General features: G+C 42.1%; 26 protein-coding genes. 4 read left to right on the top strand and 22 right to left on the bottom strand.

The features are described from left to right. Positions 1-174: 174 nt before the first annotated feature. The 5 genes from PFZ69_RS12850 to PFZ69_RS12830 all read right to left on the bottom strand — a co-directional run bounded on the left by PFZ69_RS12850 (position 175) and on the right by PFZ69_RS12830 (position 7,811). Positions 175-771, bottom strand: coding sequence for a TIGR00730 family Rossman fold protein (locus PFZ69_RS12850; protein WP_270181479.1), 597 nt, complete (start codon positions 769-771; stop codon positions 175-177). Positions 772-913: 142 nt separating this feature from the next. After that, entirely contained in the window at positions 914-1,624 is a 711-nt protein-coding gene (locus PFZ69_RS12845; RefSeq protein ID WP_270181478.1) for an NAD-dependent deacylase, read from the bottom strand. Between the two features lie 139 nt (positions 1,625-1,763). Continuing rightward, the gene (locus PFZ69_RS12840; RefSeq protein WP_270181477.1) at positions 1,764-3,323 is read right to left on the bottom strand and encodes a glycine betaine uptake BCCT transporter; all 1,560 of its coding nucleotides are present in this window, start codon (positions 3,321-3,323) and stop codon (positions 1,764-1,766) included. Positions 3,324-3,497: 174 nt separating this feature from the next. Beyond that, positions 3,498-3,782, bottom strand: a complete 285-nt coding sequence (locus PFZ69_RS12835; RefSeq protein ID WP_270181476.1) for an HNH endonuclease — start codon at positions 3,780-3,782, stop codon at positions 3,498-3,500. A 792-nt stretch (positions 3,783-4,574) separates the two neighbouring features. Beyond that, a complete protein-coding gene (locus tag PFZ69_RS12830; RefSeq protein WP_270181475.1) occupies positions 4,575-7,811 on the bottom strand; it encodes a DEAD/DEAH box helicase in 3,237 nt (1,078 codons plus the stop codon). A gap of 170 nt (positions 7,812-7,981) precedes the next feature. Here PFZ69_RS12830 and PFZ69_RS12825 point away from each other — a divergent pair, with 170 nt between their 5' ends. Beyond that, on the top strand, positions 7,982-8,620 hold the full coding sequence (locus PFZ69_RS12825) for a LysE family translocator (RefSeq protein WP_270181474.1): 639 nt from the start codon (positions 7,982-7,984) through the stop codon (positions 8,618-8,620). A gap of 21 nt (positions 8,621-8,641) precedes the next feature. Here PFZ69_RS12825 and PFZ69_RS12820 read toward each other — a convergent pair whose 3' ends face one another. Together PFZ69_RS12820 and PFZ69_RS12815 are read right to left on the bottom strand one after the other, a co-directional pair. Then, on the bottom strand, positions 8,642-8,836 hold the full coding sequence (locus tag PFZ69_RS12820; protein ID WP_270181473.1) for a hypothetical protein: 195 nt from the start codon (positions 8,834-8,836) through the stop codon (positions 8,642-8,644). A 254-nt stretch (positions 8,837-9,090) separates the two neighbouring features. Continuing rightward, positions 9,091-9,687 carry a kinase gene (locus tag PFZ69_RS12815; protein ID WP_270181472.1) on the bottom strand — a complete coding sequence of 199 codons (597 nt, stop codon included), beginning with the start codon at positions 9,685-9,687 and terminating at the stop codon, positions 9,091-9,093. 126 nt (positions 9,688-9,813) lie between these two features. Between PFZ69_RS12815 and PFZ69_RS12810 the strand changes: the two genes are divergently transcribed. After that, positions 9,814-9,945 carry a hypothetical protein gene (locus tag PFZ69_RS12810; RefSeq protein ID WP_270181471.1) on the top strand — a complete coding sequence of 44 codons (132 nt, stop codon included), beginning with the start codon at positions 9,814-9,816 and terminating at the stop codon, positions 9,943-9,945. A 33-nt stretch (positions 9,946-9,978) separates the two neighbouring features. Here PFZ69_RS12810 and PFZ69_RS12805 read toward each other — a convergent pair whose 3' ends face one another. The 5 genes from PFZ69_RS12805 to PFZ69_RS12785 all read right to left on the bottom strand — a co-directional run bounded on the left by PFZ69_RS12805 (position 9,979) and on the right by PFZ69_RS12785 (position 15,052). After that, positions 9,979-10,512 carry a GNAT family N-acetyltransferase gene (locus PFZ69_RS12805; protein ID WP_270181470.1) on the bottom strand — a complete coding sequence of 178 codons (534 nt, stop codon included), beginning with the start codon at positions 10,510-10,512 and terminating at the stop codon, positions 9,979-9,981. 58 nt (positions 10,513-10,570) lie between these two features. After that, positions 10,571-11,287 (bottom strand): trehalose operon repressor, encoded by a 717-nt coding sequence (gene treR, locus PFZ69_RS12800; protein ID WP_270181469.1) that lies wholly within the window; start codon positions 11,285-11,287, stop codon positions 10,571-10,573. Between the two features lie 11 nt (positions 11,288-11,298). Next, a complete protein-coding gene (gene treC, locus PFZ69_RS12795; RefSeq protein ID WP_270181468.1) occupies positions 11,299-12,978 on the bottom strand; it encodes an alpha,alpha-phosphotrehalase in 1,680 nt (559 codons plus the stop codon). 108 nt (positions 12,979-13,086) lie between these two features. Beyond that, on the bottom strand, positions 13,087-14,490 hold the full coding sequence (gene treP / locus PFZ69_RS12790) for a PTS system trehalose-specific EIIBC component (RefSeq protein WP_270181467.1): 1,404 nt from the start codon (positions 14,488-14,490) through the stop codon (positions 13,087-13,089). Between the two features lie 61 nt (positions 14,491-14,551). Beyond that, positions 14,552-15,052 carry a PTS sugar transporter subunit IIA gene (locus PFZ69_RS12785; protein ID WP_270181466.1) on the bottom strand — a complete coding sequence of 167 codons (501 nt, stop codon included), beginning with the start codon at positions 15,050-15,052 and terminating at the stop codon, positions 14,552-14,554. Positions 15,053-15,302: 250 nt separating this feature from the next. On the opposite strand from PFZ69_RS12785, the gene PFZ69_RS12780 reads away from it, so the two are divergent. Beyond that, a complete protein-coding gene (locus PFZ69_RS12780; RefSeq protein ID WP_270181465.1) occupies positions 15,303-15,818 on the top strand; it encodes a cupin domain-containing protein in 516 nt (171 codons plus the stop codon). A 94-nt stretch (positions 15,819-15,912) separates the two neighbouring features. Here PFZ69_RS12780 and PFZ69_RS12775 read toward each other — a convergent pair whose 3' ends face one another. The 4 genes from PFZ69_RS12775 to PFZ69_RS12760 form a co-directional block, all read right to left on the bottom strand. Further along, entirely contained in the window at positions 15,913-16,761 is an 849-nt protein-coding gene (locus PFZ69_RS12775; RefSeq protein WP_270181464.1) for an aldo/keto reductase, read from the bottom strand. Positions 16,762-16,785: 24 nt separating this feature from the next. Next, the gene (locus PFZ69_RS12770; RefSeq protein ID WP_270181463.1) at positions 16,786-17,064 is read right to left on the bottom strand and encodes a hypothetical protein; all 279 of its coding nucleotides are present in this window, start codon (positions 17,062-17,064) and stop codon (positions 16,786-16,788) included. A 333-nt stretch (positions 17,065-17,397) separates the two neighbouring features. Beyond that, positions 17,398-18,060 (bottom strand): type 1 glutamine amidotransferase domain-containing protein, encoded by a 663-nt coding sequence (locus tag PFZ69_RS12765; RefSeq protein ID WP_270181462.1) that lies wholly within the window; start codon positions 18,058-18,060, stop codon positions 17,398-17,400. Positions 18,061-18,146: 86 nt separating this feature from the next. Beyond that, positions 18,147-18,410 carry a hypothetical protein gene (locus PFZ69_RS12760; RefSeq protein WP_270181461.1) on the bottom strand — a complete coding sequence of 88 codons (264 nt, stop codon included), beginning with the start codon at positions 18,408-18,410 and terminating at the stop codon, positions 18,147-18,149. Between the two features lie 188 nt (positions 18,411-18,598). Here PFZ69_RS12760 and PFZ69_RS12755 point away from each other — a divergent pair, with 188 nt between their 5' ends. Then, positions 18,599-19,402, top strand: coding sequence for a peptidoglycan-binding protein (locus tag PFZ69_RS12755; RefSeq protein ID WP_270181460.1), 804 nt, complete (start codon positions 18,599-18,601; stop codon positions 19,400-19,402). A gap of 69 nt (positions 19,403-19,471) precedes the next feature. Here PFZ69_RS12755 and PFZ69_RS12750 read toward each other — a convergent pair whose 3' ends face one another. From PFZ69_RS12750 to PFZ69_RS12725, 6 genes are all read right to left on the bottom strand, one after another. Beyond that, positions 19,472-19,891: a DUF4181 domain-containing protein gene (locus PFZ69_RS12750; RefSeq protein ID WP_270182035.1), complete on the bottom strand. Its 420-nt coding sequence runs from the start codon at positions 19,889-19,891 to the stop codon at positions 19,472-19,474. A 169-nt stretch (positions 19,892-20,060) separates the two neighbouring features. Beyond that, positions 20,061-20,960, bottom strand: coding sequence for a zinc-dependent metalloprotease (locus tag PFZ69_RS12745; RefSeq protein WP_270181459.1), 900 nt, complete (start codon positions 20,958-20,960; stop codon positions 20,061-20,063). Between the two features lie 198 nt (positions 20,961-21,158). After that, a complete protein-coding gene (locus PFZ69_RS12740; RefSeq protein ID WP_270181458.1) occupies positions 21,159-22,259 on the bottom strand; it encodes an AI-2E family transporter in 1,101 nt (366 codons plus the stop codon). 9 nt (positions 22,260-22,268) lie between these two features. After that, on the bottom strand, positions 22,269-22,877 hold the full coding sequence (locus PFZ69_RS12735; RefSeq protein ID WP_270181457.1) for a serine/threonine protein kinase: 609 nt from the start codon (positions 22,875-22,877) through the stop codon (positions 22,269-22,271). A gap of 130 nt (positions 22,878-23,007) precedes the next feature. Beyond that, a complete protein-coding gene (locus PFZ69_RS12730; protein WP_270181456.1) occupies positions 23,008-23,952 on the bottom strand; it encodes a nucleoside hydrolase in 945 nt (314 codons plus the stop codon). Positions 23,953-24,096: 144 nt separating this feature from the next. After that, entirely contained in the window at positions 24,097-24,984 is an 888-nt protein-coding gene (locus PFZ69_RS12725) for a diacylglycerol/lipid kinase family protein (protein WP_270181455.1), read from the bottom strand. Between the last annotated feature and the right edge of the window lie 136 nt (positions 24,985-25,120).

Genomic DNA, 25,120 nt, shown 5'->3' with positions numbered 1-25,120 from the left:
GTGTATAGTTCCGTTTTCTTTGCTAAAAATCCTTCTTATATCTGAAAATTCTGATTTAAACGGAGCCTAAGTCTGTCGAAAAGACTCTTGAGACCCATGACAGAATAGAGAGTATTTTCCCTTAGACCGCATCAACAAATTAAAAAGACTGTCGTGAATCGACAGTCTCATTAGTTATATTCGATCGGTCAGGTCGTCCTGACTCCATTTGTTCATCTTAGGTACGTGATGATGCTTGATCATCTCTAGTAATTGAACGGGGTCTTCGTGTGAAAGGAGAGGTTCCATATATTGTTTCGCTAGGAAGCCTTCGCTTACCATGTGTTCTAGCATGGAATGATAAGGTGCGTAGTAATTTTTTGTATTTAACAACGCGATCGGCTTGTTATGGTATTCGAGCTGGTACCAAGTGAATATTTCTGTTAGCTCTTCTAATGTACCGATCCCACCAGGCAGTGCTAGGAACGCATCACCGTGATCATACATTTTTGCTTTCCGTTCATGCATCGTTTCTACGATGATCAGTTCTGATAACTCTATGTGCGCAACATTGTCATAGATTTTTCTAGGAATGATGCCAGTTACTTTCCCACCGTGTTTAATCACCGTACGAGCTAGTGCTCCCATCAGCCCGACGTTTCCACCGCCATAAATAACTTCGATTCCCTGGCGTGCTAATTGCTCTCCAAGTTTTTCGACAGCCTCATAGTAGAGCCTGTCTACATTCTCACTAGAACCACAAAATACAGTAATACGATTTAAGTTCGTCATTCACAGCGCCCCTTTCGTAAGATATTCCCAACCACATCGTAATCGTACTATTTTATATGAAAGAAAAATAGAGGAAATACTCACAAAAAAGTGATGCCTACTTATCCATAAGAAGAGACTGCCAACGTTGGCAGTCTCCCCATCACCCTTTTTCTTCTGCTAGCTCTGTTAATACATCTTTGATTTTCCGATTGATGACGAGATCAGCCATCGTATCATATTTCGTTTCTTCATCATTAACGATGATTACTCTGGCACCATGGCGCTTCGCTTCTACCGGAAACAAGTTTGCTGGTGAAACACTTAAAGAAGAACCTAGTACGATGAAAAGATCCGCTTTCCTTGTTTCTTGCTTCGCTAAGTGGATCGCGCTCATAGGCAACGGCTCTCCGAACAACACTACACCCGGTCGTTTAAATCCCCCACAGTCGCAAATATTGTCATCGTTTAAGAAATGAGCGTTTTCAAACGCTTCACCACAATCGTCACAATACACTTCACATAATGTGCCGTGCATTTCTGCGACGTTTTTACTACCAGCTTTTTTGTGAAACCCATCAATATTTTGAGTTAGTATCGAGCTAATATGACCGCTTTTCTCCCATTCTGATAAATAGTAATACCCTTCATGAGGCATTGCAGATTGTAATTTTTCAATTCGATTTTTATAAAAACGGACGAACAGTTCGCGTTCATATGTCATGGCATCCCGACTAGCAAAGAGCAATGGATCATACTCATTCCACATGCCATCGAGTGCCGATCTAAAATCAGCTAAGCCACTCTCAGTGCTCATCCCAGCACCTGTCAGCACAACAGTATGTTTCGCTTCATAAAACCATTTTGCAAGCATTATCATTCACCTGCCTTAGAAGTACGAATAATTAACCATTCACATATTTTCAATTGTTCAAACCTTTTTCCCTATATTTTGTTATTTCTTTGTAATAAAAAAACAATGAGGCGAGTGTGCCTCATTGTTTTGTCAAATGTTACGATTTTGCAGGAGATGGGTCTTCTGAAACCTTTTGATCTCGCTTCTTATCCTTTTTCGGTTTAGGACTTTTGGCAACAAGATGCTTCTCTTTCGTTATCGCCTTATAGAAGGAGACGGTCATGAGAATCATAATGACTGAGAACGGCATCGCAGCGAGGATGAGTACATTCTGTAGTGCCTGTAACCCGCCACTATAAAGCAACACGGCTGCCATAGCTGACTGCGTTATTCCCCATGTGAGCTTTACACTAGTACCAGGATTTAGTGACCCGTACGTTGTCTGCATTCCAAGAACAAATGTTGCAGAGTCTGCGGACGTTACGAAGAATGTTCCGATCAATGTAATCGCTATGATGGAAAGTACTACACCAAACGGATAGTTCTGAAACGTTCCGAATAACGCTTCTTCTGTCGCAAGTGACGCGATATCTGCTGTTCCATTTTGTTGAAGATTAATCGCAGAAACACCAAAAGTTGAGAACCAAAGGAACCCTACGATAGATGGAACTAACAATACCCCAACAAGAAATTCTCTGATGGATCTTCCGCGAGAAACACGCGCGATGAAGATTCCAACGAACGGAGACCACGAAATCCACCATGCCCAGTAGAAGATGGTCCAGTTGTTGATCCACTCTCTATTCTCAGGGTTTAGCGGAGCAATGCGGAAACTCATCGCTAAAATGTTTGTTAAGTACGATCCGATCGTATCTGTAAACATGTTCAAAATGTAAATCGTTGGTCCAAGGATGAACATTGCGAGGAATAAAAATCCAGCAAGACCAATGTTCGCATTACTTAAGTACTTGATTCCTTTACTGATGCCTGTCCATGCTGAAATCATGAATAGCACAGTTACGACAGCAATAATGATCAATTGAGAGGTAAAATTGTTAGGAACGCCTGTTAAGTAAGAAAGTCCACCGTTGATTTGTACTGCACCAAAACCAAGCGTTGTTGCTACCCCAACGATCGTAGCAAAGACAGCTAACGTATCGATTACTTTACCAAGCAGACCGTTCACGCGATCACCAAAGATCGGGTAAAGTGTCGCACTGATCAACCCTGGCTTATCATGTCTAAATTTAAAATAAGCGAGCACGAGTGCAACGATGGCATAGATTGCCCAAGCATGAACTCCCCAGTGGAAGTACACATACTGCATGGATTCCTTTACTGCTGCTGGTGTTCCTGTTTCAGCTGTTGGAGCATTCACAGCATAATGATAGATCGGTTCTGCTGCTCCCCAGAAAACAAGTCCAATCCCCATACCAGCACTGAACAGCATGGCAAACCAACTTAGTGTTGTAAATTCCGGCTTTTCATCCGGCTTACCAAGCTTAATTTTACCGTACGGTGTAAAAATGATAAATACACAAAAAATAACGAGAAGCGTTACTAATATTAAATAATACCAACCAAACTTATTCGAAATAAACGTTTGGGCACTGGCCGAAATGGATTCAAGACTGCCAGGAGAAATCGATCCCCACACGACCATCATTAAACTGATAACCAGCGTACTCCAAAACACTGATGAAATTTTTCCTGTCACAGTTGTCACCTCAACTTCATTTAATTTTCTGTTTTAAAACAGAATTTAGTACGTTTTTACCTCTATCTATCTATACCACTACAAAATAGGTCGAAACACCGAATTTCAAGTTAAGGCGATCTCTTTTACCCACTATTTACTAAAAACCCTAATAACATGCGACCTATAGCGGGACTATTTTTTTCTATTTTTTTCGTTCGATTTCGACACTTTCACTCGTTTTGTGGATGGTTGTTTTTTTATCCACTTTAAAAACCGTCGAATTTGGTCGTCCTCTTTTAACTTTTTTATCGTATTGAGTCTAATTGCTAACTCTTGATTCGTGTATAACGCATGAATTTGCTTGTGACATGCAGGACATAAATTTGCAGTTGGTCCAAAGGTCCCTCCCTCTTCTTTTGGTGTTAAATGATGAACCGTACTAGATACTCCTTTTCGCCCGCACAGTTCGCATTCCATTCCTAACCACCCCTCAACTCTTCGTTATTATTTGTTCTTTGTTATTACGTATACCACTTAATCAAAAGAAAAAAGCCTTCCGATGTGAAAGGAAGGCTTCAGTCTGTAAACGGGATAGGAGTGATTTACGCTCCAGAATGCTCGCTTTCCGCGGGGCGGGCGGTGAGCTTCCTCGTCGCTTACGCTCCTGTGGGATCTCACCTGTCCCGCTAATCCCGCAGGAGTCGAGCATCCTTCCGCTCCAATCCGCTTTATTATGATGGATTAAAAATAAACTAATTGAAAATGATGAGTTGAAAAGTTGTTATCATAATAGACTGGAAAGTTTAACTTTGATTGATTGTATCCTAACAGGTAGGAGTGAATACTTCTTTACTCCCCTGGTCCAGCGTTCGTTCGAGGCTCGGACGGTTCTTTGTCCGCTATGAGGCTCGGCGTTCGTCTAACCTGGGTGAGTGTTAGCTTGTCTAGATAATGTGGTTCATATGCCATAATCCATTGCTTTCCAAATAACGTTGATGGATAAAAAGAAGGTTAGAATTGCCATGTTGGACTGTTAAACTATTAGGACGGAGTGTGACTTTGGACTTATTCCTTCAAGTAGGAGAGACGATCGCGGACTCCTGCGGTAGTACGGGCGGCCGAGACCGGGGTGTGGGTTTCACCTCGGGCTTGGCCGTTCGTCCGCGGAAAGCATGCGATCGTCATCGACTACGGCATCGGGAGCACTAAATAATGATATAGGTTTCTCTACAAACTAAAGCCTTCCGATGTTTCGGAAGGCTTCTTGCGTTATATACTTAAAATCTCTTTAATTTCTTCCTCAGAAAGGCTTGAGATCATCGTTTCACCAGGCTGTATGACTTTTTGAATCAACTCTTTCTTCTTTTGCTGGAGCTCATAAATTTTCTCCTCGATCGTTCCTTGCGTGATCAATCTCAGAACTTGAACAACTTTCTTCTGACCGATTCGATGTGCTCTTCCAGCTGCCTGCTCTTCAACGGCTGGGTTCCACCATAGGTCATATAAGATAACGGTGTCGGCACCCGTTAAGTTAAGTCCAGTTCCTCCAGCTTTTAATGAAATAAGAAAGATTTCTTTTTCACCGTCATTAAATCGTTCCGTCATCTCAACTCGCTCTTTAGATGGTGTTTGACCATCTAAATAAAACACTTCGTGGCCCGCGGCCGTAAGATGATCCTGAATGATACGCAGCATGCTTGCAAATTGAGAAAAGATCAGTATCCTCTGCTTGTTTTGAATAGACGTTGCTACGATATCCATAAGCTGTTCTAGCTTACCTGAGTACCCATCATAATTTTCAAGAAACAATGACGGGTGACAGCATAGTTGACGCAGTCTTGTCAGTCCTGCAAGAATCTTCATTCGGTTGCGTTGGAAACCTTCTCCTCTGAGACTCTCCTTTGTTTCCTCCTGAATTCGGTGCAAGTAACCGAGATAAAGTTCTTTTTGCTGCTTTGTTAATTCAGAAACTTGAACAGTCTCGATTTTGTCCGGCAGTTCTTTCAATACATCCTGCTTCACACGTCTCAAGATGAATGGGCGAACCATTCTAGATATTTGTTCATGCGGTAGCTTTTTAAAAGAACTTAAGTCTTGAAAAAATCCCGGCATGATCGAATGGAACAATGCCCACAGTTCATCTAGTGAATTTTCGATCGGTGTACCACTGAGCGCAAACCTTTTTCTTGCTCTCAACTGCCTAACGGCTTGGGACGTTTTTGTAGCAGGATTCTTAATCGCCTGCGCTTCATCTAGAATCACTGAATCAAACTCCATCGCTTCATAATGAGAAATATCCTGCCTAAGCGTTGGGTAAGATGTAATCCACACATCTGGCTCCGATTGAGACAACAATTCTCTCCGTTCAGGAGGTGCGCCGGCATTGACAGCTACGTCCAAGCTCGGTGCGAATTTCTCAAATTCTTTCTTCCAGTTATAGATGAGCGAAGCAGGTGCGATAACAAGTGCTTTTGCATTAGGATTTTCTTCCTTCTCTGAAAGGAGATAGGAAATGCTTTGCAGCGTTTTTCCTAGCCCCATATCGTCAGCAAGAATACCGCCTAAATGATAATATCCAAGCGCCTTCAACCATTGAAAGCCCGTCAGTTGATAGGACCGCAATTCAGCATCCAGCCCTTCAGGCAAGCTGAACTGAAGGTCTTCTGGATGTTTCAGTCTCGACAACAGTTCACGGAAAGCTTTGCCATAACGAGAGCTACGCTTCTCTTTACCCATCGTTTCATCGATTTGCAAGCCTCGATAAAGTGGAAGCTTGAGATCTCCGCGACTGATTTCACTTTCTTTAATGTTCAACTCGTCCAAGAGCTTTCCAACGTGCTGGAAATCTTCATCTTCGATCGAAACGAACGAACCGTTCTCAAGACGATAATACCGTTTCCTTTCGATCATCGCTTTCAGTACATTCGAGATTTCGCCCTCATTGATGCCTTTCATATCAAAACTAACGTCGAGCCACGTTCCTGTTCTATCTACGTCGACGGATGTGACCGGAACAGACTCTTCATCAAGTAACCATTTCTTTGCAGAATCTGTTAAAAGCACTTCTGCAAGTTCATCCAGCCGAGGAAGCGTCCAATATAAGAAATCAAAGATTAATGCTTCATCGTCTACGTACAGTTCTCTGCCATTGAATTTTAAAGATGCTTGCTCGATTAGCGCCATGATCTGCTGTTCTTTTTCACTATCTCTTAAGATGATCCCTCCATCCTTGTTCTCAATACGCGAAGCGCTGTCGAACGGATCGATTCGATCTTCCCCATATTTGTACGTGACGTTAACGAGAAGACGCTCACCCTCTGCATTCACATAGACCTTCGCTCGAAGCGCTGGACTTTCGATCTTCTCTGAAATATCTTCTGATAACGTGACGTCCCCTAGTTTCTTTAAACGCGGGACGACCTGAGATAGGAATGGTTCGATCTGGTCACCAGAAATTGATACAGAACTTGCAGCTGAATTTCGAAAGGGAGCTAACTCTCTTAAAAGTTTCTGCTGCCTTTGGCTCACTTTGTAAAGCGATTCATCGTGAAACACCCATCCGTATGTTCCAAATACAGCAGCTTCTTCAAACCCATTCAAGTGTAAAACATAGTCAGACTCTACTTGCTCAACAGCAAAGTCGAAAGGATGCTTATCTTTATAAAGCGTAACGCCTTCAAATAATTCACGATTAAATTCAAAACGTAGCGAACGGTCCTGTTTATAAAGCTCTTCTAGAAACTCGTTCGCTGTCAATGGAGGCAAGATCAACTCTCTGTTATCTGTAAATCTCCCCCAATTATCTGGAATGCTTAAATACACTTTCTCGTTACTTCGAACAGCTAGCAGCAACTCAATAAAGGGGTAATCCCGCTCATCGAATTCTTGTTCATGTGGCTCATAACTAAATTTCTTAGTAAAATATAACGATTCTTCAGCTAGCACAGCATCTAGAAATGCGCGAATGTCCTTCACGATATATAAGCGATCGACCCCTACTTTCATCTCGATCGTCCACGGGGCATCTCCCCTCGATCGTCTAAGCGATGGATAGGAGGTTCCTTTAATCGTAAACTCCACCTGCAGGCGATCTTTTTTGGATGAAGGGATATCAGACAAATCCACATCATAGTCGCTCAAAGCCCGGATCAACTGATCAGTTTCATCGTAGTTCTTGGGTGGCGCAGTGCTTTTTTCTTTCTTCTCTTCTTGATCCGGTGGATGAGAGTCGCTGATCGCGATTAGAACAGCGGCGATATGCTTACACGTTCCATACGTATCGAATGCGGCACATTCGCACGAGCCGAACCAGTTATCGCTCAAAAGCTCGATAACAACTTCATAATCATCCGTTCCGTGTACGTGTGCCGTATACGACTTTTTCTCTGTATCATAGTTCAGGACATGCACGCGACCGTCCTGATAGTAAGTGAGGCCTCTTTGATAGAAGCTCACCGGAAACCGTTCTTTTATTTCACTCTTCGAAAACATTGAGTATTGGTTCATCTCGATATCACTTCAATTCTCAGCGTAGTAGTACCCTTCATTATACAATCTTCTATGCATTCCACAAAATCTTAACCGCTTCTTCAGATATTTTTTCATGCATCACTTCTATTTTTCTACTTTGGGACATGTATTTAATTAGAGACATGCCAAAAAGGAGAATGCTATCGATGCTAGAAACTGTGGTAGGTCATATCATTCTTGGTTTATCGATTGCAGCACCGATCGGTCCTATTAATATTGAGATCATGAAGCAAGGAATACATAAAGGATTCTGGTCTTCCCTTCTCGTAGGCGGAGGCGGGATGAGTGCAGATCTCATCCTGATGTGTTTGATGTACTTTGGAATCGCTGCTTTTGTGAAAATATCTTATGTACAAATAGCTTTACTCGTACTCGGGTGTGTGATTCTTACATTATCTGGTCTTCAGGGTTGCTTGTCTTCTGTCAGTATTGACGAGGCGAGAGACAAAGATAAGTCGGGACTTTTCAACTCATATGCAACAGGCTTCATGATCGCTGCCTTCAATCCGATGAACCTTCTATTTTGGCTTGGGATTTACGGTTCAGTTCTCAGTCAATCCTTGCAGCGCCCTGACAAATGGGAAGCATTCTTTCTTTCCACACTCGTTTTCGTCGGAATCGGTCTTTGGAACTTGAATATGTCGTTGACCGTCCATTTCGGCAAGACACTTATGAAACCAGCAACGCTAAGAGGAATAAGCGTTGTTGCAAGCCTTGTCTTACTCTTCTTCGGTCTTCGATTTGGTTACCTCGCTGCAGAAATGCTATTTGTAGCTTCAAAATAAAAAGAGCAGCTTTAGCCGCTCTTAAATCATGTACACATAAATTGCGATTCCTGCAACAGCTAATATACTCACTACAACATAAATAGAAAAAATCGTAATGCTCGTATTTTTCGCTTTCTTATCGTACCCACTATCACTTTTTCCTGCTACCATAAGCGTACCGATCAAAATTAACACGATAAAAAATATGATTAAACCAGTTGCTACCTGTATCATATCTTTCCCCCCTCTTCTTTATCATACATTGGATTGGAGATATGATGGAACAAGGAATTTATCGATTTTCTTACAAAATCCCCGGGCATTTTTCAGCCTTACAACATGAGCACAAAATTTAATTATTTTTTTAACGTATTTGATTCCGGATTTATGACAACACTTTTTTATACAGTCGGTCATTATCTTTCATTACAATGAAGATGCTGTCAGATGGCCGGCCGTACCACAAGCAAGTCCCTTGAAAAGCCCCTCTACTTAGAGGGGCTTGTTCCATTGTCTAAAACGAAGTCTGCATGGAGAACGGGGTCTACTTTTTCAAAATAGTAGTCTTCAGCTTTCCAATAACGATTATAAAACTTTTTAAGGTTCTTTTTCGTTTCCTCACTCTCTCTTTCAAACCTCGCTCTACGAGAACATTCAAGATAAATAACGTATTCGAGATATCCTCTCCACTCTTCCCGCTGAATGAAAACTCCTTCAATAAGGACAAGTGCATTTTCTGGAATTAGTTGAACGTAAGAGGTGTGAGTATCACTCTTTTCATCATAACGCTGAAGGGTTAATTCAGAAGTCTGTTTAACCTTATCAAACAAGTGATCTCGTAAGTAGGAAACATCCCATTGAAGATAGTAATATTCGAACCACTCCTCATAGCCTGTTCCATATCGTTTATTCCTTGACACGATAAAGTCATCAATGTGAATCACGATGACTTCTCGTTCAGTAACCCTCTCACACATGTTATTCACTAAAGTCGTTTTCCCTGATCGACTCAATCCATCGATGCCTACTACCACCCTGTTTTGTTTTGGAAACTTTGATAAAATATCGTCCATTACTTCCTTCACGCTTCACTCACCTCAGAATTTTTGCTAATTTTCAACATTTTTCACAAATTCTATTGCTTTCCAACAAGGCAATGGATAAACTGATAGTACATTCGATAAAAAGAACAGTTTAGGGGGATTGAACGAATGCATAAAACCAAAACGCTGCCAGAAGATTGGCTACCTCTGGTGGAAGAAGCGATGAATTCATCCACTACGAAAGAAGAATTTGCTGCTTACTTAAAAGAAATAGAGACTTCACTTAAAAAGTCTTCATAAATAAGAAACCCCAACGGAAAGACGTTGGGGATTTTATAGAAACAAATGAAGAATGGACATAGGCCCTGATCTGCCTTCTTTCTTTTTACCTAAATCCACATATCCTTGTTCAAGGTAGATCGATCGAGCCACTCCGTTTTTCACATTAACGGCTAATACCACTTCATCAATTTCAGGGAAATTAGATTTTACATAGTCTTTAACAAGAAACATGGCATGTTTTCCATACCCTTTTCCCTGCTCCTTCTGATCGATACTGAGCGCTCTTAACAGCATAGCGTTTTTGTTTGAAGTGTATTCCTTCGCACCTTCACCACTATGTAATACGAAAAAACCAACGACTCTCTCTCCTGATAAAATGACGACTGGATGCCGTTCAGGATCTTTCATACACGTTTCAAATGCTGGCATCGGCAGAGAAGTGTACCTCATCTGATCATCTGAAAGAGTGAATTTCCGTAGTGCTTCAAGGTGAAATCCTTGTGTTCTTGCTAGTTTTAGTTGATCTGTAGCCTGCTTTGTCATCACTTCTCTCTCCTTTCGCACCATACTCATTCTATTTAACATATCGAAAAACCTTCTTCTAATAAAAAAAGCAGCATACGAGGTGTATGCTGCCAACATGTTATTTCTCTCTTCTTGCAAAATCAACGAACCGAAATTTATCTAACCTGTGACGAGATTCGGTATACTCGATTAAAGTCGTGTCGTTTAAATACACATAGTTCCGCACGACAACGACGTGCTCATAATGTTTTAAATCTAAATAGCGCCTGTCATCTTCGTGTGCATCCTCAACAACGATTTCTTTCTTCGCATAGCTGATCGATAATCCAAGGTCGTTTTCCAAATAATCATAGATCGAGTTCTCACAGATCTGTTTTGTTAATTCGGGAACGGACTGTACAGGAAAATAATCTCGATCCAAAATGATTTTTTCTCCGTCTATTTCTCTTGCTCTGACTACATGCCACACAGAATCGCCACTACGAAGACCAAGTTGCTCTCTCACCCATTCTGTGGGCTGTTCTTTTTCGAGGTAATGAACGATTGTTTTAGACGTTTTGCTCATTCGCTTAGATACTTCTTTAAAACTGACGAGACCCGAAACAGGAAACTCATATCGATTGACATCGATCACAACGGAACCTCTCGCTTTGATTTTTTGAATCAGTCCATTTTGTGAGAGGAGGTTCAATGCCTTTCGAATCGTTTCTCGAGATGTTCCATACGCTTCTGCTAGTTCGTGTTCAGAAGGTAGTTTACTGTTCGGTTTGTACGTCCCATCTTGAATTTTCTCTGATAGCTCTTGATAAATCTGTGCATATTTCGTTTGTTTCATTCCACCATCACCTATGACTTTTTGACATAGTACACGACGGATTCAAATGGTCTTAGCACCTTACCATCGATCTCCTCATGTGGATCTTCGGAGTAATTTGAAAGCAAGCGTTCGAACCCGTCAACCTCTACATGATCAGGAAGTTCAACCGTTGCTTCAGTTTCATAAAAGTTGTTAATAACGAGCAGCTTTTCTCGATCGGTTTCACGTACGTAAGCGAAAATCTGTGGATCTTTCGCTAAGATGAGTTCATAGCTACCTTCCGTTACAACCTCAACGGTCTTACGTAGCTCGATCAGCTTCTGATAATGTTCAAAGATCGAATTCTCTTCTTGAAGCGTATCTTCTACGTTGATTTGCTCATAGTTTTTTGCGACGGGTATCCAAGGTTCACCTGTCGTGAATCCTGCTTGAGAATCTGAGTTCCATTGTACAGGCGTACGAGAATTATCTCTCGACTTGTGTCGTAAAATCTCAAGAATCTCTTCTTCACTATACCCTTTTTCCTGAAGAATGGAATAGATGTTCAACGATTCAACGTCACGATAAGAAGAAATATCGTCGAACTTCGGATTGGTCATTCCAATCTCTTCGCCTTGATAAATGTACGGCGTTCCTTGCATCATGTGCATCGTCGTAGCAAGCATTTTTGCTGACTCTTTTCTATACTCACCATCGTTCCCATAACGGGAAACGATTCTTGGCTGGTCATGGTTGCACCAGAATAGCGCGTTCCAGCCTCCTCCTTCATGCATCTCTTTCTGCCATGTCGACAGGATGTTTTTTAATTTGAGGAAATCAAAGTCTGCGACCGACCACTTCTCACCGTTAGGATAATCCACTTTCAAATGGTGGAAGTTAAACGTCATGCTTAGCTCATTACGTTCTGGATTAGAATACTTGATGCAATCCTCTATCGTGGTTGACGACATCTCACCGACTGTCATCGGATTGTACTTCATAAACACTTCTCGATTCATTTCGTTCATGAATTCATGAGCACGAGGTCCATCTGTGTAAAATTTACGCCCATCTCCAGGGGCAACCGATCCATCATCGTTCGGAAAATCTTGGTCTTTCGAAATCAGGTTGATGACGTCGAGACGGAACCCATCAACACCTTTTTCAAACCAGAACGTCATCATGTTATAGACTTCATCACGTACTTTTTCATTTTCCCAGTTCAAATCAGCCTGTGTCACATCGAATAGATGAAGATAATACTGTCCTGTTTCCTGATCAAACTGCCATGCCGAGCCACCAAATTTGGATTGCCAGTTCGTAGGTTCCTCACCGTCCACAGGATCTTTCCAAATATAATAATCACGGTATGGATTATCCTTTGATTTACGTGATTCAACAAACCACTGATGCTCTGTCGACGTATGGTTTACAACGATATCCATGATGATTTTAATGTCACGTACGTGAGCTTCCTCAAGCAAACGATCGAAGTCTTCCATCGTCCCGTATTCTTCATAGATACTGAAATAATCACGGATATCATATCCATTATCATTTTGAGGGGAATCATAGATCGGCGTTAACCACACTACGTCCACACCTAGTGTTTTTAAATAGTCTAACTTCTCAATGATTCCGTTGATATCTCCTGTACCATTTCCTGTCGTGTCATTAAAACTCTTTGGATAGATTTGATACACGACTGACTTTTTCCACCATGCTTGCACGCAACTCAACTCCCTAATTCAATTTCAATGATTTCAATACGAAAAAACGATATCACCGGAACTGTCATATGAACCGGTAGACATTCCAGGTGATATCGTACGTCCTAATTAATTCTCTACTTTTCTTATCTTCCCATACATGAGTGTAAGAAGGAATGGTAGAACAAGAACGATTGCCATTCCTAGGAAGAATGCTCCCCAATATTCTTTAAAGATCGATAAGAATCCAGGAACGCCCCCAACACCGATCGACTGTGCTTCTACTCCCATTACCGTAATAACGAGTCCTGCGATGGCAGAACCGATAATTGCTGCAAAGAATGGGAAACGATAGCGAAGGTTTACACCGAAAAGTGCTGGCTCGGTTACACCTAGGAATGCAGAAACTGCAGATGTTCCTGCGAGACCTTTCGTTTTCTCCTGCTTCGTAACGAGCATCATCGCAAGTGCTGCTGCACCTTGAGCGATGTTAGAAAGAGCTAGCATCGGCCACAAGAACGTGCTTCCTGTACTTCCGATCAATTGAAGATCGACTGCTAGGAATGTGTGATGCATACCAGTAATAACGAGAGGAGCATACAGTGCACCATATACAAGGCCTCCGATCGCTGGTACTGCATCGAACAAGCCAATAAATCCATCAGTCAAGAGGTTTGCAATCCAGAACGTAACAGGTCCGATCAACGTGAACGCAAGGAATCCAGTTACGAGCAATGCGACTGGTGCAACGACAAGCATCTGTATGGAATCATGCACCCGTTTATTTAAGAACGTTTCAATTTTCGCTAATATATACGCGGATACAAGAACTGGTAAGACCTGCCCTTGGTAACCGATTTTTTCAATTTCAAGACCAAACAAGTTCCAGGTTGGAATGTCATCTGCCTGACCATACGTCCAAGCGTTAAGTAAATCAGGATGGACTAAGATAAGACCAAGAACGATTCCGAGTAACGGACTACCGCCAAACTGTTTCGCTGCTGACCAACCGATCAGTCCTGGTAAGAACACAAAGGCGGTGTTCGCGATCAAGTTGATGATACTTGCAAGGTCAGCCCACTGAGGATATACCTCAACGAGTGGTGCGCTGAAGAAGATATCTTCAGCAGTAAGGATGTTGTTGATACCGAGTAACAAACCTGCAGTTACGATGGCAGGTAAAATTGGGATAAAAATATCTGCTAACGTCTTAACAGCACGTTGTAACATATTTTGTTTCTGTGCTGCAGCGTTCTTTACATCCTGTTTGGATGCGCTCTCAATTTCTGTAATTTCAGCGAAGATCTTAAACACTTTATCAACAGTTCCTTGCCCGATGACGACCTGAAACTGACCGTTAGCCGAGAAAGAACCTTTTACGAGATCATTTTGTTCAAGTGCTTCCTGATCGACTTTGCTTTCATCATGTAATACGAGTCGTAGTCTTGTTACGCAGTGTGTAGCAGTTGATACGTTTTCTTTACCACCGATCGCTTCAACGATCTGCTCGACAGACTTTCTGTCAATAGCCATGCTTCTTCCCCCTATTCATAACCAACAGGTCGCCTACGAACGACCTGCTGTCATTCATCAATTACTTCTTAACCTTTGTATGCATAATTTCGACTTCACCACGAGTAGCGCCATCTGTATAAGACTTTTCAACATTCTCAAGAATATCTGCATTCGTGATGATGACAGGTGTTATCGTACTTGCTGCTTTTTCCTTCACAAGATCAAGGTCTACTGAGATCAATGGGTCGCCGACCTTAACTTTGTCGCCTTCCTTCACGTGTCCTTCAAAACCTTCTCCACCCATACCAACTGTTTCTAAACCAACATGGATGAGTAGTTCTAGTCCAGATTCAGACTCGATGCCGACAGCATGTTTCGTGTGGAAGAACTGAATGATCTTTCCGTTTACTGGTGAAACAACCTCACCATCAGTCGGTTCGATCGCAACACCATCACCCATCATTTTTTGTGCGAACGTCGGATCCGGTACGTTTTCAAGTTCAACGACCTTTCCGTTCATCGGAGCAAGAATCTTCTCCTCTGTAGGCGTTTCCTTCTTACCGAATAATTTCTTAAGCATCATGTATTCTCCTTTCAACCGCTTTCATTTATTGTTTAACTTGTCTATACATGTTCAATACAATTCGTAGTTTACCTTGTATATACAAGTTAGTCAACTGGAACGTTTTATAATCGATAATCGGGGGAAGAAGCAATTTCCAATGAAATCAATAATCCTTTTCCCTTTTATCCTCCTGCTAAACGAAAAGATGTTTTATGTTGTGTGAAATCGTTTAATATATGTATTAGACATGAAGGAGGGATAAAGAATGAACAAAGTGGATGTTGAAACGCTCTATTTAAAGGAGAATGGGGACATACCGAACAACCCAGATCTTCCTCTTATCCTTTATCGTGGAAGTTTAGTAGATCTTGAGAACCAATGCGCAGATCAATTCAAAAAGAACAACTGGACGAACAGCTGGCAAAACGGCGTGTTTGATTACCATCACTACCACAGCAATACGCACGAAGTCCTTGGTGTTGTAAGTGGAGAAGCTACCATCACGTTCGGCGGTGAAAACGGTGAAAAAGTAGACGTTAAAAAGGGCGATGCAGTCGTTATTCCTGCAGGCGTCGGACATAAAAGAGAAAGCGCATCTTCAGATTTCCAGGTGGTTGGTGCATACCCGAATGGAGTAGATCACGACTTGAAAACCGGTGATCCGAACGAACGAGATGCTCTTGAAACAATCCAGTTCGTTCCGTTTCCAGAGACAGATCCAATCTTCGGTGGCGATGGTCCGCTTATAGAGATATGGTCGAATGTAAATAGAGGGTCGTAAGGAAGCTCGTTCAATAGAAGTACACAAAAACCGACCAGAGGTAAATGCCTCTGGTCGGTTTTGTTGATATAGTGTCATGTTATTTCAAATACGACTACCCTTTTCTTCCCGGGACCGTTTCATCATAAAAGGGTTTATGGTCTGGATGATGAGCAAGCCTGCTATCTTCATTGCAAGCATCAATCTTCTTCATTTGTTCAGATGTTAAGTTAAAATCGAACAAGTCAGCGTTTTCTTTTATCCGCTCGGGCTTTGATGACTTTACGTTCACAACAACATCGTGGTTTAGACACCACCTCAATACAACTTGAGCCGGTGACTTTCCAACACTTTTACTGACCTCTTTGATCGCCCTGTTCGATAATACCTTGCCCCGTTTCAAAGGAGACCATGCCGCCACTTGAATATTTTTCGCATCGCAATAGGCTCTAAGGTCTTCTTGAATCAGTTCAGGATGAAACTCGATCTGGTTCATGACAGGCGTCACACTTGAATTCTTAAGGATCGTTTCGAGGTGATGCTTCTCGAAGTTACTTACACCGATCGCGCATACTTTCCCTTCATGATACAGCTTCTCTAGAGCCTGCCATGTCTCTTGGTACAGCTCAGGAACGGGCCAATGGATAAGATAAAGATCGAGATAATCAGTACCGAGCCGCTCGAGTGACCGGTCGAACGCGTTTAGTGTTTCATTATAGCCCTGCTCATCGTTCCAAACTTTTGAGGTTATAAAGAGTTCTTCACGAGGAATCCCTGATTGTTTGATCGCCTCGCCAACTGCTTCTTCGTTTCCGTAGTAAGAAGCGGTATCGATACCTCGGTATCCGCACTGAAGCGCTTCGGTTACAGCTTGAACAGCTTCGTTTCCATTTAGCTTAAAAACACCAAAACAAACCTGTGGCATCTTCACACCGTTTGAGAGTGTCACGCGTGCTATTCCCATCCCCTCTTCATCCTCCCCCTATGGTTAAATCAACTTCTTATATTCTTCAACAAACGAACGAGGATCTTCTTTTATCATAAAAGAGATGACGCCTCTGTTTGTGTGGAGATAAAGAAAACCAAAGCTTTCCGATGTGAAGCGATACGATACATCGAACACATCGTTCAACCGATAATACTGAGACGTGGAGCGAATGCTATCTTCATAGAGCTCTAATTCGTATTTTTCTTCTACCGTATGCTGACCGGTCCGCTCGATCTTACGAACCATCTCTATAAACGGATGAGAAGTGATAAATGTCATGTTCGTCACTGCTTTCTTTACATAATCTCAGTTACTACTATATGCCTGTTATACCATGTTTTAATCCTGCAGTAAAAATCCACTTCTACACCGTGCCCTCTAGCTCCTTCTTTTGGAACACATGTAACACGGTTTCGCTGATATAAGGGAGATTTCGCCGATAAAATTCATTTTTCGCCGATATCCACCCATGTTTCGCTGATAAAAAGCAAAAATCGCTGATATTCTTTCGTTTTTCGCCGATATGTCTGTTATTCCCTTATTTTCCGTCATTGAAAACCCACGATAAAACAAAGAAAGAGCGAATCTCGAGGATTCGCTCTCCATATATGCTTATGCTTCTAATGCTTCGACGACTTTATTTGCTGCGCTAGCACTTGATTGAGGGTTTTGCCCTGTTACGAGCTTGCCGTCACGAACTGCATAGTCAGCCCAGTTGTCTTTAGAAGTGAAATCTGCGCCCTTAAGACGGAGCGTGGATTCAAGCAAGAACGGCATCTTTTCGACTAGCTGCATCTCTTCTTCTTCAGAATCTGTAAATGCAGTCACTTGCTTACCTTGTACGAGTGGTGAGCCGTCTTTGTACGTTACATTTACGAGTCCAGCTGGACCGTGGCAAACAGCTCCGATGACCTTGTCATTCTCTGCTTGTTCCTGAAGAACGTGAAGAAGCGTTTCGCTATCTGGGAAGTCAAACATCGTACCGTGTCCACCAGGCAGGAATACTGCATCGAACTGATTCGCATCTTCATTCGATAATTGCGTCGTATTCGTTAGCTTCTCTTGCGCTTCCTCCCACTCTGCTGGGTTCTCTTCAGGAATACTGTTTGGATCCAGTTCTACTCGGCCACCTTTTATTGACGTTACCTTAATATCGTAACCTTTTTCTTTGAAGATATTGTAAGGAACTGCAAACTCTTCAAGCCAAAGGCCTGTTTTATTTTCTGCATCGATTTCTGTATGGTTCGTTACGACCATTAGTACTTTTTTACTCATTGAAATCCTCTCCTTTATCTTCTATGATCTAACCACTTTTGTATATTACCCGATGAAATAATTTTTAATCATACGAAGTGGCTAGACTAATACAGTACCTTTGGAATGATAAAGAACATATAAAAAACATTCAAGAAAACTGCTCCGAAGACGAGTAACGTGTTTTGCTTTTTCACTTGTATGATGTACAAAACAAGCCAAATGAGCAAAAGCCCAATCGGAATCAAGCCGTACACGTTATCTGATCTTAAAACAATAACGCCGATCAACTCGAGTATCGAGTAAGGAACGATGATGATTCCAAGAATTCCGTTTATAATATGTATCCATTTCTTTTCAAGCGGCTTCAATACTAATTCTCCTTTCGCTATCCCTACTATTCTCCTTTTCTAGTATATAACAATGCGTCGCCTTCTTTGTAAAACCATTTTCTGGTCGTTCTCTGGTTAAAAGGTAGTGTTTTCCTCTTCGATTGTCGTTACATAGCGAACATTGCCGAATACCTTTCTGTGAATACAATTGCAGAAAGTGAGGAAACATGATGTTTCGTAAATCAAAAATGATCATGATGTTCGTAGTTGCTGCATTCGTAATGATGGCAACGCCCGCGCTTGCATCGGCCGAGCTTGGGGATCGAACATTAAGCAAAGGAGACAGAGGTTCTGATGTTGTGGAACTTCAAAACTATCTCCTAACAAAAGGTGTGTTTCCGTATCATACGGCAACAGGGTACTATGGAGAGATCACTAAGAATGCAGTGAAAGAATTTCAAGAATCTCGTAATCTGAAAGTAGATGGCATCGCTGGACCGAACACGAACAGTAAAATCAAAGTGCTTCGCTATGGTGATATCGGAAAGCAAGTCATACATATCCAGAGTCAGCTTGAAAAAACAGGCTATCACACGTCAGGCCTTGACGGAGTTTATGGAAGTGGAACGAAATCTTCTGTGAAGAGCTTCCAAAAAGCAAAAGGGCTTACAGTCGATGGAATCGCCGGACCAAGCACCCGCTCCGCTCTTGATCAAGCTGCTTCAAAAAGTACAGCTGCAGGAAAAGAACTTACTGTAGAAAGCACAGCTTATACAGCTCATTGTGACGGCTGCTCAGGCGTAACGCGTATGGGTGTGAACTTAAAGAAATACCCTGATGCAAACCTGATCGCCGTTGACCCTGAAGTGATTCCAATGGGATCGATCGTTGAAGTAGAGGGCTACGGCCGTGCGATTGCTGCTGACACAGGCGGCGCGATCAACGGAAAGAAAATCGATGTCTTTATTGAAGATCAAGACGATGCAATGGCTTGGGGTCGTAAAGACGTGAAAATAAAAGTAATCAAGTAACCATAAACCGTACCGCTTCCTGAGATTAGGAGACGGTACGGTTTTTTTATTACGTTAATGTTTTATGTATTACAATAGCCAAAAGAAATCACTATAAAACGCTGACACCATCACGAAGATTAAAAAGATTAGTTGACTTATCGTAAACAGGTAATCTTTTCGATTTGCTGCATACTTCCATTCCATGTAAGCTGTAAACGATTCAGAAATAATTATTAATAATATTAATAAAAACCAAGGTTCGAGAAACCATACCCACTCTTCTCTAGCTCTTGTAATATTATAGAAGGTCCCAAAAAGGATAAGGACGATTGCTACCCCTCTCATAACCCGATCCACTTTCTTATGCGTGCCATTCACAATGGTATTGGAGTAAAGCTTCTTCTTTTCAACCTTTAGCAACCTTCTCATAATCGCATTGAAAGATGTGATTAAGAAAACTAAGATTATCAGCACAATCAGTAACTTCAGCCAAAAATATGGTTCCACGCCATACAATTAAAACCAATCCTTTCCCCCGCAAACCAGCTTATCTTCTCTTCTTTTCTGGAAAATCCTGATAAGACAAGCTTATCATAGAATTTCTCTTTCATAACGATCATTCAGTATTCCATACAAACAACGCCCGGTTTCCACCGGGCGCTTTCGCTAAACTATCTTATTTTCCATACCAGCTTTTGTTGGTTTCGATTTGGTCGTCATGTTCTTGATCCCAGTAGTCGACGCTATAAGCATAATCGTAGTTCATAATGCACTTGATGCCGCTTCCTTGCGGGTCATGACCTAGGCCATAGTTATGAGAGAATTCATGCTGAGCTGCATGCCATGTGTTTTCTGCACCTTGGTCAAGGTTTACTGAAACTGCACTCTGATATGGGTCGTTGGAGTACACATATGCGATTCCACCAGAGTTAAAGTTCGCATCACGCGTGAAGCCTACTAAGAAATCTTCTCCGTTTCCATTCCAGTCGCGGTCAAGGTCTTGAAGAATTTCAGAAGCGTTCGCACCTTCTGAGTTCCATTGTGCGAATGTCTTCACTTGAAAATCAATATCGTGGTCACGAGTAAATCCGTTATCTGCGTTTTCAATAATGTTTTGAGTATACGTTTGCCAGTCACTGTGTGCTGCACGGTATTCTTCGTCAGCTGCAACGATGACCGTTACGACGCGCGTTCCGTTATCTCCTGAACCCGTATCGCCATCGTCGTCAGATCCACCTCCGCCGCCACAGAACAAGCAGATAAGCTCTCCTTCTTTCTTGTTCTTAGCAACATTTTTATCTTCTTTCTTTTGTTTCACGTTCTTTTTGATTTTCTTTTCTCCGATTTTCTCGCCTTGCTCGTTCACGATCTCTGCAACGGAATCATTCTCTACTTCAGCAGCTCCAGTGAACTCTTTTTTCCCTTTGTTCTTCGCTTTTGGAAGTGATTCGATCATGACTTTATTTCCTGCAGAATCGATCGTAGTTTCCCCTTCATGCGCATCATGTGTTGAAAACCCTGGCGCGATCGCTAGCGTAAGTGCTAGAGATAGTGCAACAAACCCTTTACGTTTCATGTGATGTTTCCCCCAAGTTTTTTTATTTTAGATTCGAACAACTATTAATCTAGCACAACTAAACACACGATTTCAGGGGGCTATTGGTCGAATCTTGTATGTTTATGTCTAAGAACAAAGAACTGTTTTTTTAAATAAAATCATAACAATAGGCTAAAATTCAATAGAAAAAACTCTCCTATATCGGAGAGTTTTTGTTTAACTACCGCTATGTTTGCCGCGCTGCTGGAGCTTTATGAGTCTATAGGTATGGGTAGCGATCACTTTTAGAACGGCATAGGTCGGAATGGCTAGAATGAGTCCGAGGAACCCAGCTAGACTACTAGCAACGAGTAATAATAAAATGATCGTCAGAGGATGAATATCGAGTCTTCTTCCCATCACCTGAGGTGAGATCAAATTACTCTCAATTTGTTGTATCACGATGACACCTAAGACGACGTAAAGCGCAGTTAATGGAGATTGAATAAACCCGACGATCACACCTGGGGCTGTCCCAATGATTGGACCAATAAACGGTACAACGTTTAAGAATAGCGCTATGAATGCTAGGATCAGCGCATAGTCGAGGCCGATGATCACATACCAGATATAGACGAACGTTCCTATAAATAGGCTTACGATCAGCTGTCCTTGAATGAACCCACTGAGTGCATCATCCATATCCTCAAGAATCTTCGCACCTTCCTTACGGTGAGCACGAGGCACAACGCGTAACAAAGAAGGCATAAGCTTTTTTCCATCCTTCAACATGTAATAGAGGATAAAAGGTAGAAGGACAATTCCTATTACAACATCCGTCACGATGGTTAAGAACGATAGTAAGTAGTTACCGAACGATGAACTGATCTCTCCGATCGATCCTGATATCCGTTCTGTCAATCCATCGACCGACACCATCTCACTTTGTAAAAGATTCGCTATGTAAGGATTGCTTTCCCACTCTGTTAGTGCGTCTTGCAGATCAGCTACAAGTGCAGGCGCACCTTGAGCAAGACTATTAAACTGCTCTGTCAGTATGGGTCCGATGCTCAGCACGAGACCTGTAATCCCACCAGCAAGAGCAAGATATACGATCAATATTCCAAGCGGTCTCGGAACCTTCCCCTTTTCTAGTAAAGCGATGATTGGGCGCAATAAATAGTAGAACACTCCAGCAGCAATGATAGGGAATGCGAGTGTCGTAATTAAAATCCCGATCGGCCGAAATAGGAATTCGATCTTACTTCCGACCCATATCACTGTAAAAATCAATAGAAGCCATATGAGGAAACGAAACAAACGCGACCGTTCGATCATAACCATCCCTCACTTTCCTTTGTTAAATTTGATGATCCCTTTTCGATATAATCTGATGACCGTTTCTACGATCCATGCTGGCACTTTCTTCGGAAAATAAGAATTGCAGTAAATCGTATCGTAGGCTGTCTTCAGATCTTCCCAATGGCTGCATTCTTTCGTCTGGCGAAAACGAACAACGTCGATCACACGCACTTCTCCATTTTTAAGCAACATAACGTTTTGAAGATGTGTATCACTTGGATTCAACCCTTTCGTTCTAGCGTAATTGAGGGCTTCATCAACGACCTCTACCATTTCCCTTGTGATTTCGACCCCTTCGATCAAGCAATCATAGAACGTGATGCCATCCAAATATTCCAGAATGAGATAGCCCTCCCCAACTTCGTAGAGCTTCGGATAGTAGACGTCATTATCAAGTTCTTTATAAATTTCTGCTTCTTGAACTGCTAGGTTATGAAATTCAGGATAAAAGACTTTCACTACCTTCTCTTCACCAGAAAGTTTAAATACCGCTGCACTCCTCCCTTTCCCTATCGGATGGAGTCCGTCTGGATACGCAACGATGGATGCCCCTTCAAAACGAATGCTGTTAACGAGATCGACTGCTGTTGTCATAGGGTCTCTTCCTCTCCTGATCCTGCCGTTATCTCTATTATATACGAAAGAACCACTACCACTATGGTAACGGTTCACGAGCAGTACCATATACATTTCTTACGATTTTTCTATACTAAAAGTTTCATAGCTAGAATGAGTCTCCTGTCATAATCTCCATGAAATATCGATAAAAGTTGAAATAGTCCAGTTTTATCGCAACGTTTTGTACCGGCCTACCATCAAATTCTTCCTGCTCAAAACTTTGCCTGAAATCACCGATACTGAGTCCTCGTGCCACACCATCGATTTCAACCGCAACTGGCGTCTCAAAAAACGTAAACAATTCGGGATGGACGACCGCCATAATCGTTGCCGCATCATGAACAGGTGATCCGCCTAAACCAGGTACCTTTTTCTGATAAAATTCAAAGTAGTAGTAATCAAGAAGTGGTTTGATCAAATCAGACTTACCTTTCGAATCGATATAATCGACCATCCCAGGCGTAATGATCGCGCTTTGTGTCACGTTTAACGGAAAAAGATTCACATTTTGAGCGTATCGCATCACGATGTTCGCTGCGACCGGATCTGCATGGAAATTGGCCTCTGCACTCGGTGTCACATTACCAGGTACATTAAACGCACCACCCATTACGTAAAAAGCATTGATTCTCTCCATCTTCTCAGGATACAACAAAAACAGCGTCGCAAGTGACGTCATTCTCCCCACGTTCACGATTACGAGATCATCATACTTTTCAATTAACGGAATCACCTGAAAAAAGTTTTCCAGCGGTGGAGAATGATTCGTTGGTGGTGTGATGGGCCCGAGTCCTTCTGGTCCATGAACGTCGGGATAGAAAACAGGAACTTCACCGGTCATAGGTTTTTCGGCACCACCCATCACGGGAATGTCCGTACGCCCCACTTCCTTTAAAAGGTAACGAACGTTATTCGCAGTTTGTTGTTTCGGAACATTTCCATAACAGGCAACGATCCCAATCACATCGATTTCATTCGATAAGTAAGCATATAGAAGTGCAATCGTATCATCGATCCCTACGTCTCCAAAAAACAGTACCTTCTGTCCCATAGATCCACCTCATCCAATTTCATCCTTATGGGAATTTATTCAATGAGCGTGGCATATAGACGTATTCGAAAAGAATCGTAGAACCGGAGTCTTGTAAAACCTGCTTAGTCATTACATTCATACAAGAAAAAGAGCAGTTCTCACCTACTGCTCTTTCACAAAAATCGTTAGCTCATTGTGCAAGGCTTTCGCGCTGAACGGAAGGGGAAAGCCTTCATCTCCATCGATGTTTACGACGAGGTCCACCGAGGATTTTACTTCAAGGTTTGAAGCTGGGAAATACTCGATCTGCTCGTTACTCTGCAACTTGCCATTGAAGAGGTCTGGAATCAATTTGATCACATGCGGAATCGAAAGTTTCTTAAGAATGAACACATGAAAATACCCATCGTTCACTTCAGCATGAGATGCGAACGACTCGATGCCACCAACTGAATTCGTTAACGCTACAAGCATCAGATAACCTTCACCTCGCCACTCTTTGTCATCGTATGTAACCTTGAGATCAAAAGGCGTTTTGTCTCTGAGCGCTTTTCCTCCTTCGATGAAATAAGCGAGTGGACCAAAACGTGACTTTTCTTCAGGTGTTACATCATACACCGCTTCAGCAATGGCTCCGACAGCAAGAACGTTCATGAAATATTGATTGTTGATCTTTCCGATATCGACCGATTTCGTATGACGATCTCTTAAGATGTCGAGAGCTTTTTCCGGCTGCATCGGTATGCCGAGGGCTCTCGCAAAATCATTGACCGTTCCAAGTGGGATAAATCCAAAGTCAGGTCTGTCTTCTCTTTCAGCAAGGCCATTGATACTTTCATTGATCGTCCCGTCTCCACCTAGGGAAATGAGCGTTTGGTATGGTCCTTCACACGCTTCCACCGCAAACCTTGTGGCGTCTCCTTCTTTCTCAGTAAAGCGTACGGTCACCTCATCGTGATTCTCTTTCAATATCGCTACAACTTCTTCTTCAAATTCCACTGCCTTCTCTTTACCGGAAGAAGGATTCACGATCAACATCGCTTTTTTCATACAACATCCCCATTTCTCTTACTAATTGATAGGTAGAAAGCTATGGTTCTTTTCCCATTATAGAAATTGATGAAACAACGTAATCAAGGAGTATCGATCATCTTATATGAAACTTTCTCTTTCCTTCATCCGTATA

This window comes from Alkalihalobacillus sp. CinArs1, from assembly GCF_947387515.1.
Taxonomy (GTDB): domain Bacteria; phylum Bacillota; class Bacilli; order Bacillales; family Guptibacillaceae; genus Guptibacillus.
Note: the sequence above shows the minus strand (reverse complement) of the source record. Positions and strands in the feature narration are given on the sequence as shown.

What these genes read in the sequence shown, in the direction of transcription:
- PFZ69_RS12755 (WP_270181460.1), top strand. Translation starts at nt 18,599, where the DNA reads ATGATGTTTCGTAAATCAAAAATGATCATGATGTTCGTAGTTGCTGCA.
- PFZ69_RS12770 (WP_270181463.1), bottom strand. Translation starts at nt 17,064, where the DNA reads ATGACATTTATCACTTCTCATCCGTTTATAGAGATGGTTCGTAAGATC.
- PFZ69_RS12850 (WP_270181479.1), bottom strand. Translation starts at nt 771, where the DNA reads ATGACGAACTTAAATCGTATTACTGTATTTTGTGGTTCTAGTGAGAAT.
- PFZ69_RS12740 (WP_270181458.1), bottom strand. Translation starts at nt 22,259, where the DNA reads ATGATCGAACGGTCGCGTTTGTTTCGTTTCCTCATATGGCTTCTATTG.
- PFZ69_RS12775 (WP_270181464.1), bottom strand. Translation starts at nt 16,761, where the DNA reads ATGGGAATAGCACGCGTGACACTCTCAAACGGTGTGAAGATGCCACAG.
- PFZ69_RS12765 (WP_270181462.1), bottom strand. Translation starts at nt 18,060, where the DNA reads ATGAGTAAAAAAGTACTAATGGTCGTAACGAACCATACAGAAATCGAT.
- PFZ69_RS12830 (WP_270181475.1), bottom strand. Translation starts at nt 7,811, where the DNA reads ATGAACCAATACTCAATGTTTTCGAAGAGTGAAATAAAAGAACGGTTT.
- PFZ69_RS12820 (WP_270181473.1), bottom strand. Translation starts at nt 8,836, where the DNA reads ATGATACAGGTAGCAACTGGTTTAATCATATTTTTTATCGTGTTAATT.
- PFZ69_RS12745 (WP_270181459.1), bottom strand. Translation starts at nt 20,960, where the DNA reads ATGAAACGTAAAGGGTTTGTTGCACTATCTCTAGCACTTACGCTAGCG.
- PFZ69_RS12785 (WP_270181466.1), bottom strand. Translation starts at nt 15,052, where the DNA reads ATGCTTAAGAAATTATTCGGTAAGAAGGAAACGCCTACAGAGGAGAAG.
- PFZ69_RS12825 (WP_270181474.1), top strand. Translation starts at nt 7,982, where the DNA reads ATGCTAGAAACTGTGGTAGGTCATATCATTCTTGGTTTATCGATTGCA.
- PFZ69_RS12810 (WP_270181471.1), top strand. Translation starts at nt 9,814, where the DNA reads ATGCATAAAACCAAAACGCTGCCAGAAGATTGGCTACCTCTGGTGGAA.
- PFZ69_RS12835 (WP_270181476.1), bottom strand. Translation starts at nt 3,782, where the DNA reads ATGGAATGCGAACTGTGCGGGCGAAAAGGAGTATCTAGTACGGTTCAT.
- PFZ69_RS12725 (WP_270181455.1), bottom strand. Translation starts at nt 24,984, where the DNA reads ATGAAAAAAGCGATGTTGATCGTGAATCCTTCTTCCGGTAAAGAGAAG.
- PFZ69_RS12730 (WP_270181456.1), bottom strand. Translation starts at nt 23,952, where the DNA reads ATGGGACAGAAGGTACTGTTTTTTGGAGACGTAGGGATCGATGATACG.
- PFZ69_RS12780 (WP_270181465.1), top strand. Translation starts at nt 15,303, where the DNA reads ATGAACAAAGTGGATGTTGAAACGCTCTATTTAAAGGAGAATGGGGAC.
- PFZ69_RS12845 (WP_270181478.1), bottom strand. Translation starts at nt 1,624, where the DNA reads ATGCTTGCAAAATGGTTTTATGAAGCGAAACATACTGTTGTGCTGACA.
- treR (WP_270181469.1), bottom strand. Translation starts at nt 11,287, where the DNA reads ATGAAACAAACGAAATATGCACAGATTTATCAAGAGCTATCAGAGAAA.
- PFZ69_RS12805 (WP_270181470.1), bottom strand. Translation starts at nt 10,512, where the DNA reads ATGTTAAATAGAATGAGTATGGTGCGAAAGGAGAGAGAAGTGATGACA.
- treP (WP_270181467.1), bottom strand. Translation starts at nt 14,490, where the DNA reads ATGGCTATTGACAGAAAGTCTGTCGAGCAGATCGTTGAAGCGATCGGT.
- PFZ69_RS12735 (WP_270181457.1), bottom strand. Translation starts at nt 22,877, where the DNA reads ATGACAACAGCAGTCGATCTCGTTAACAGCATTCGTTTTGAAGGGGCA.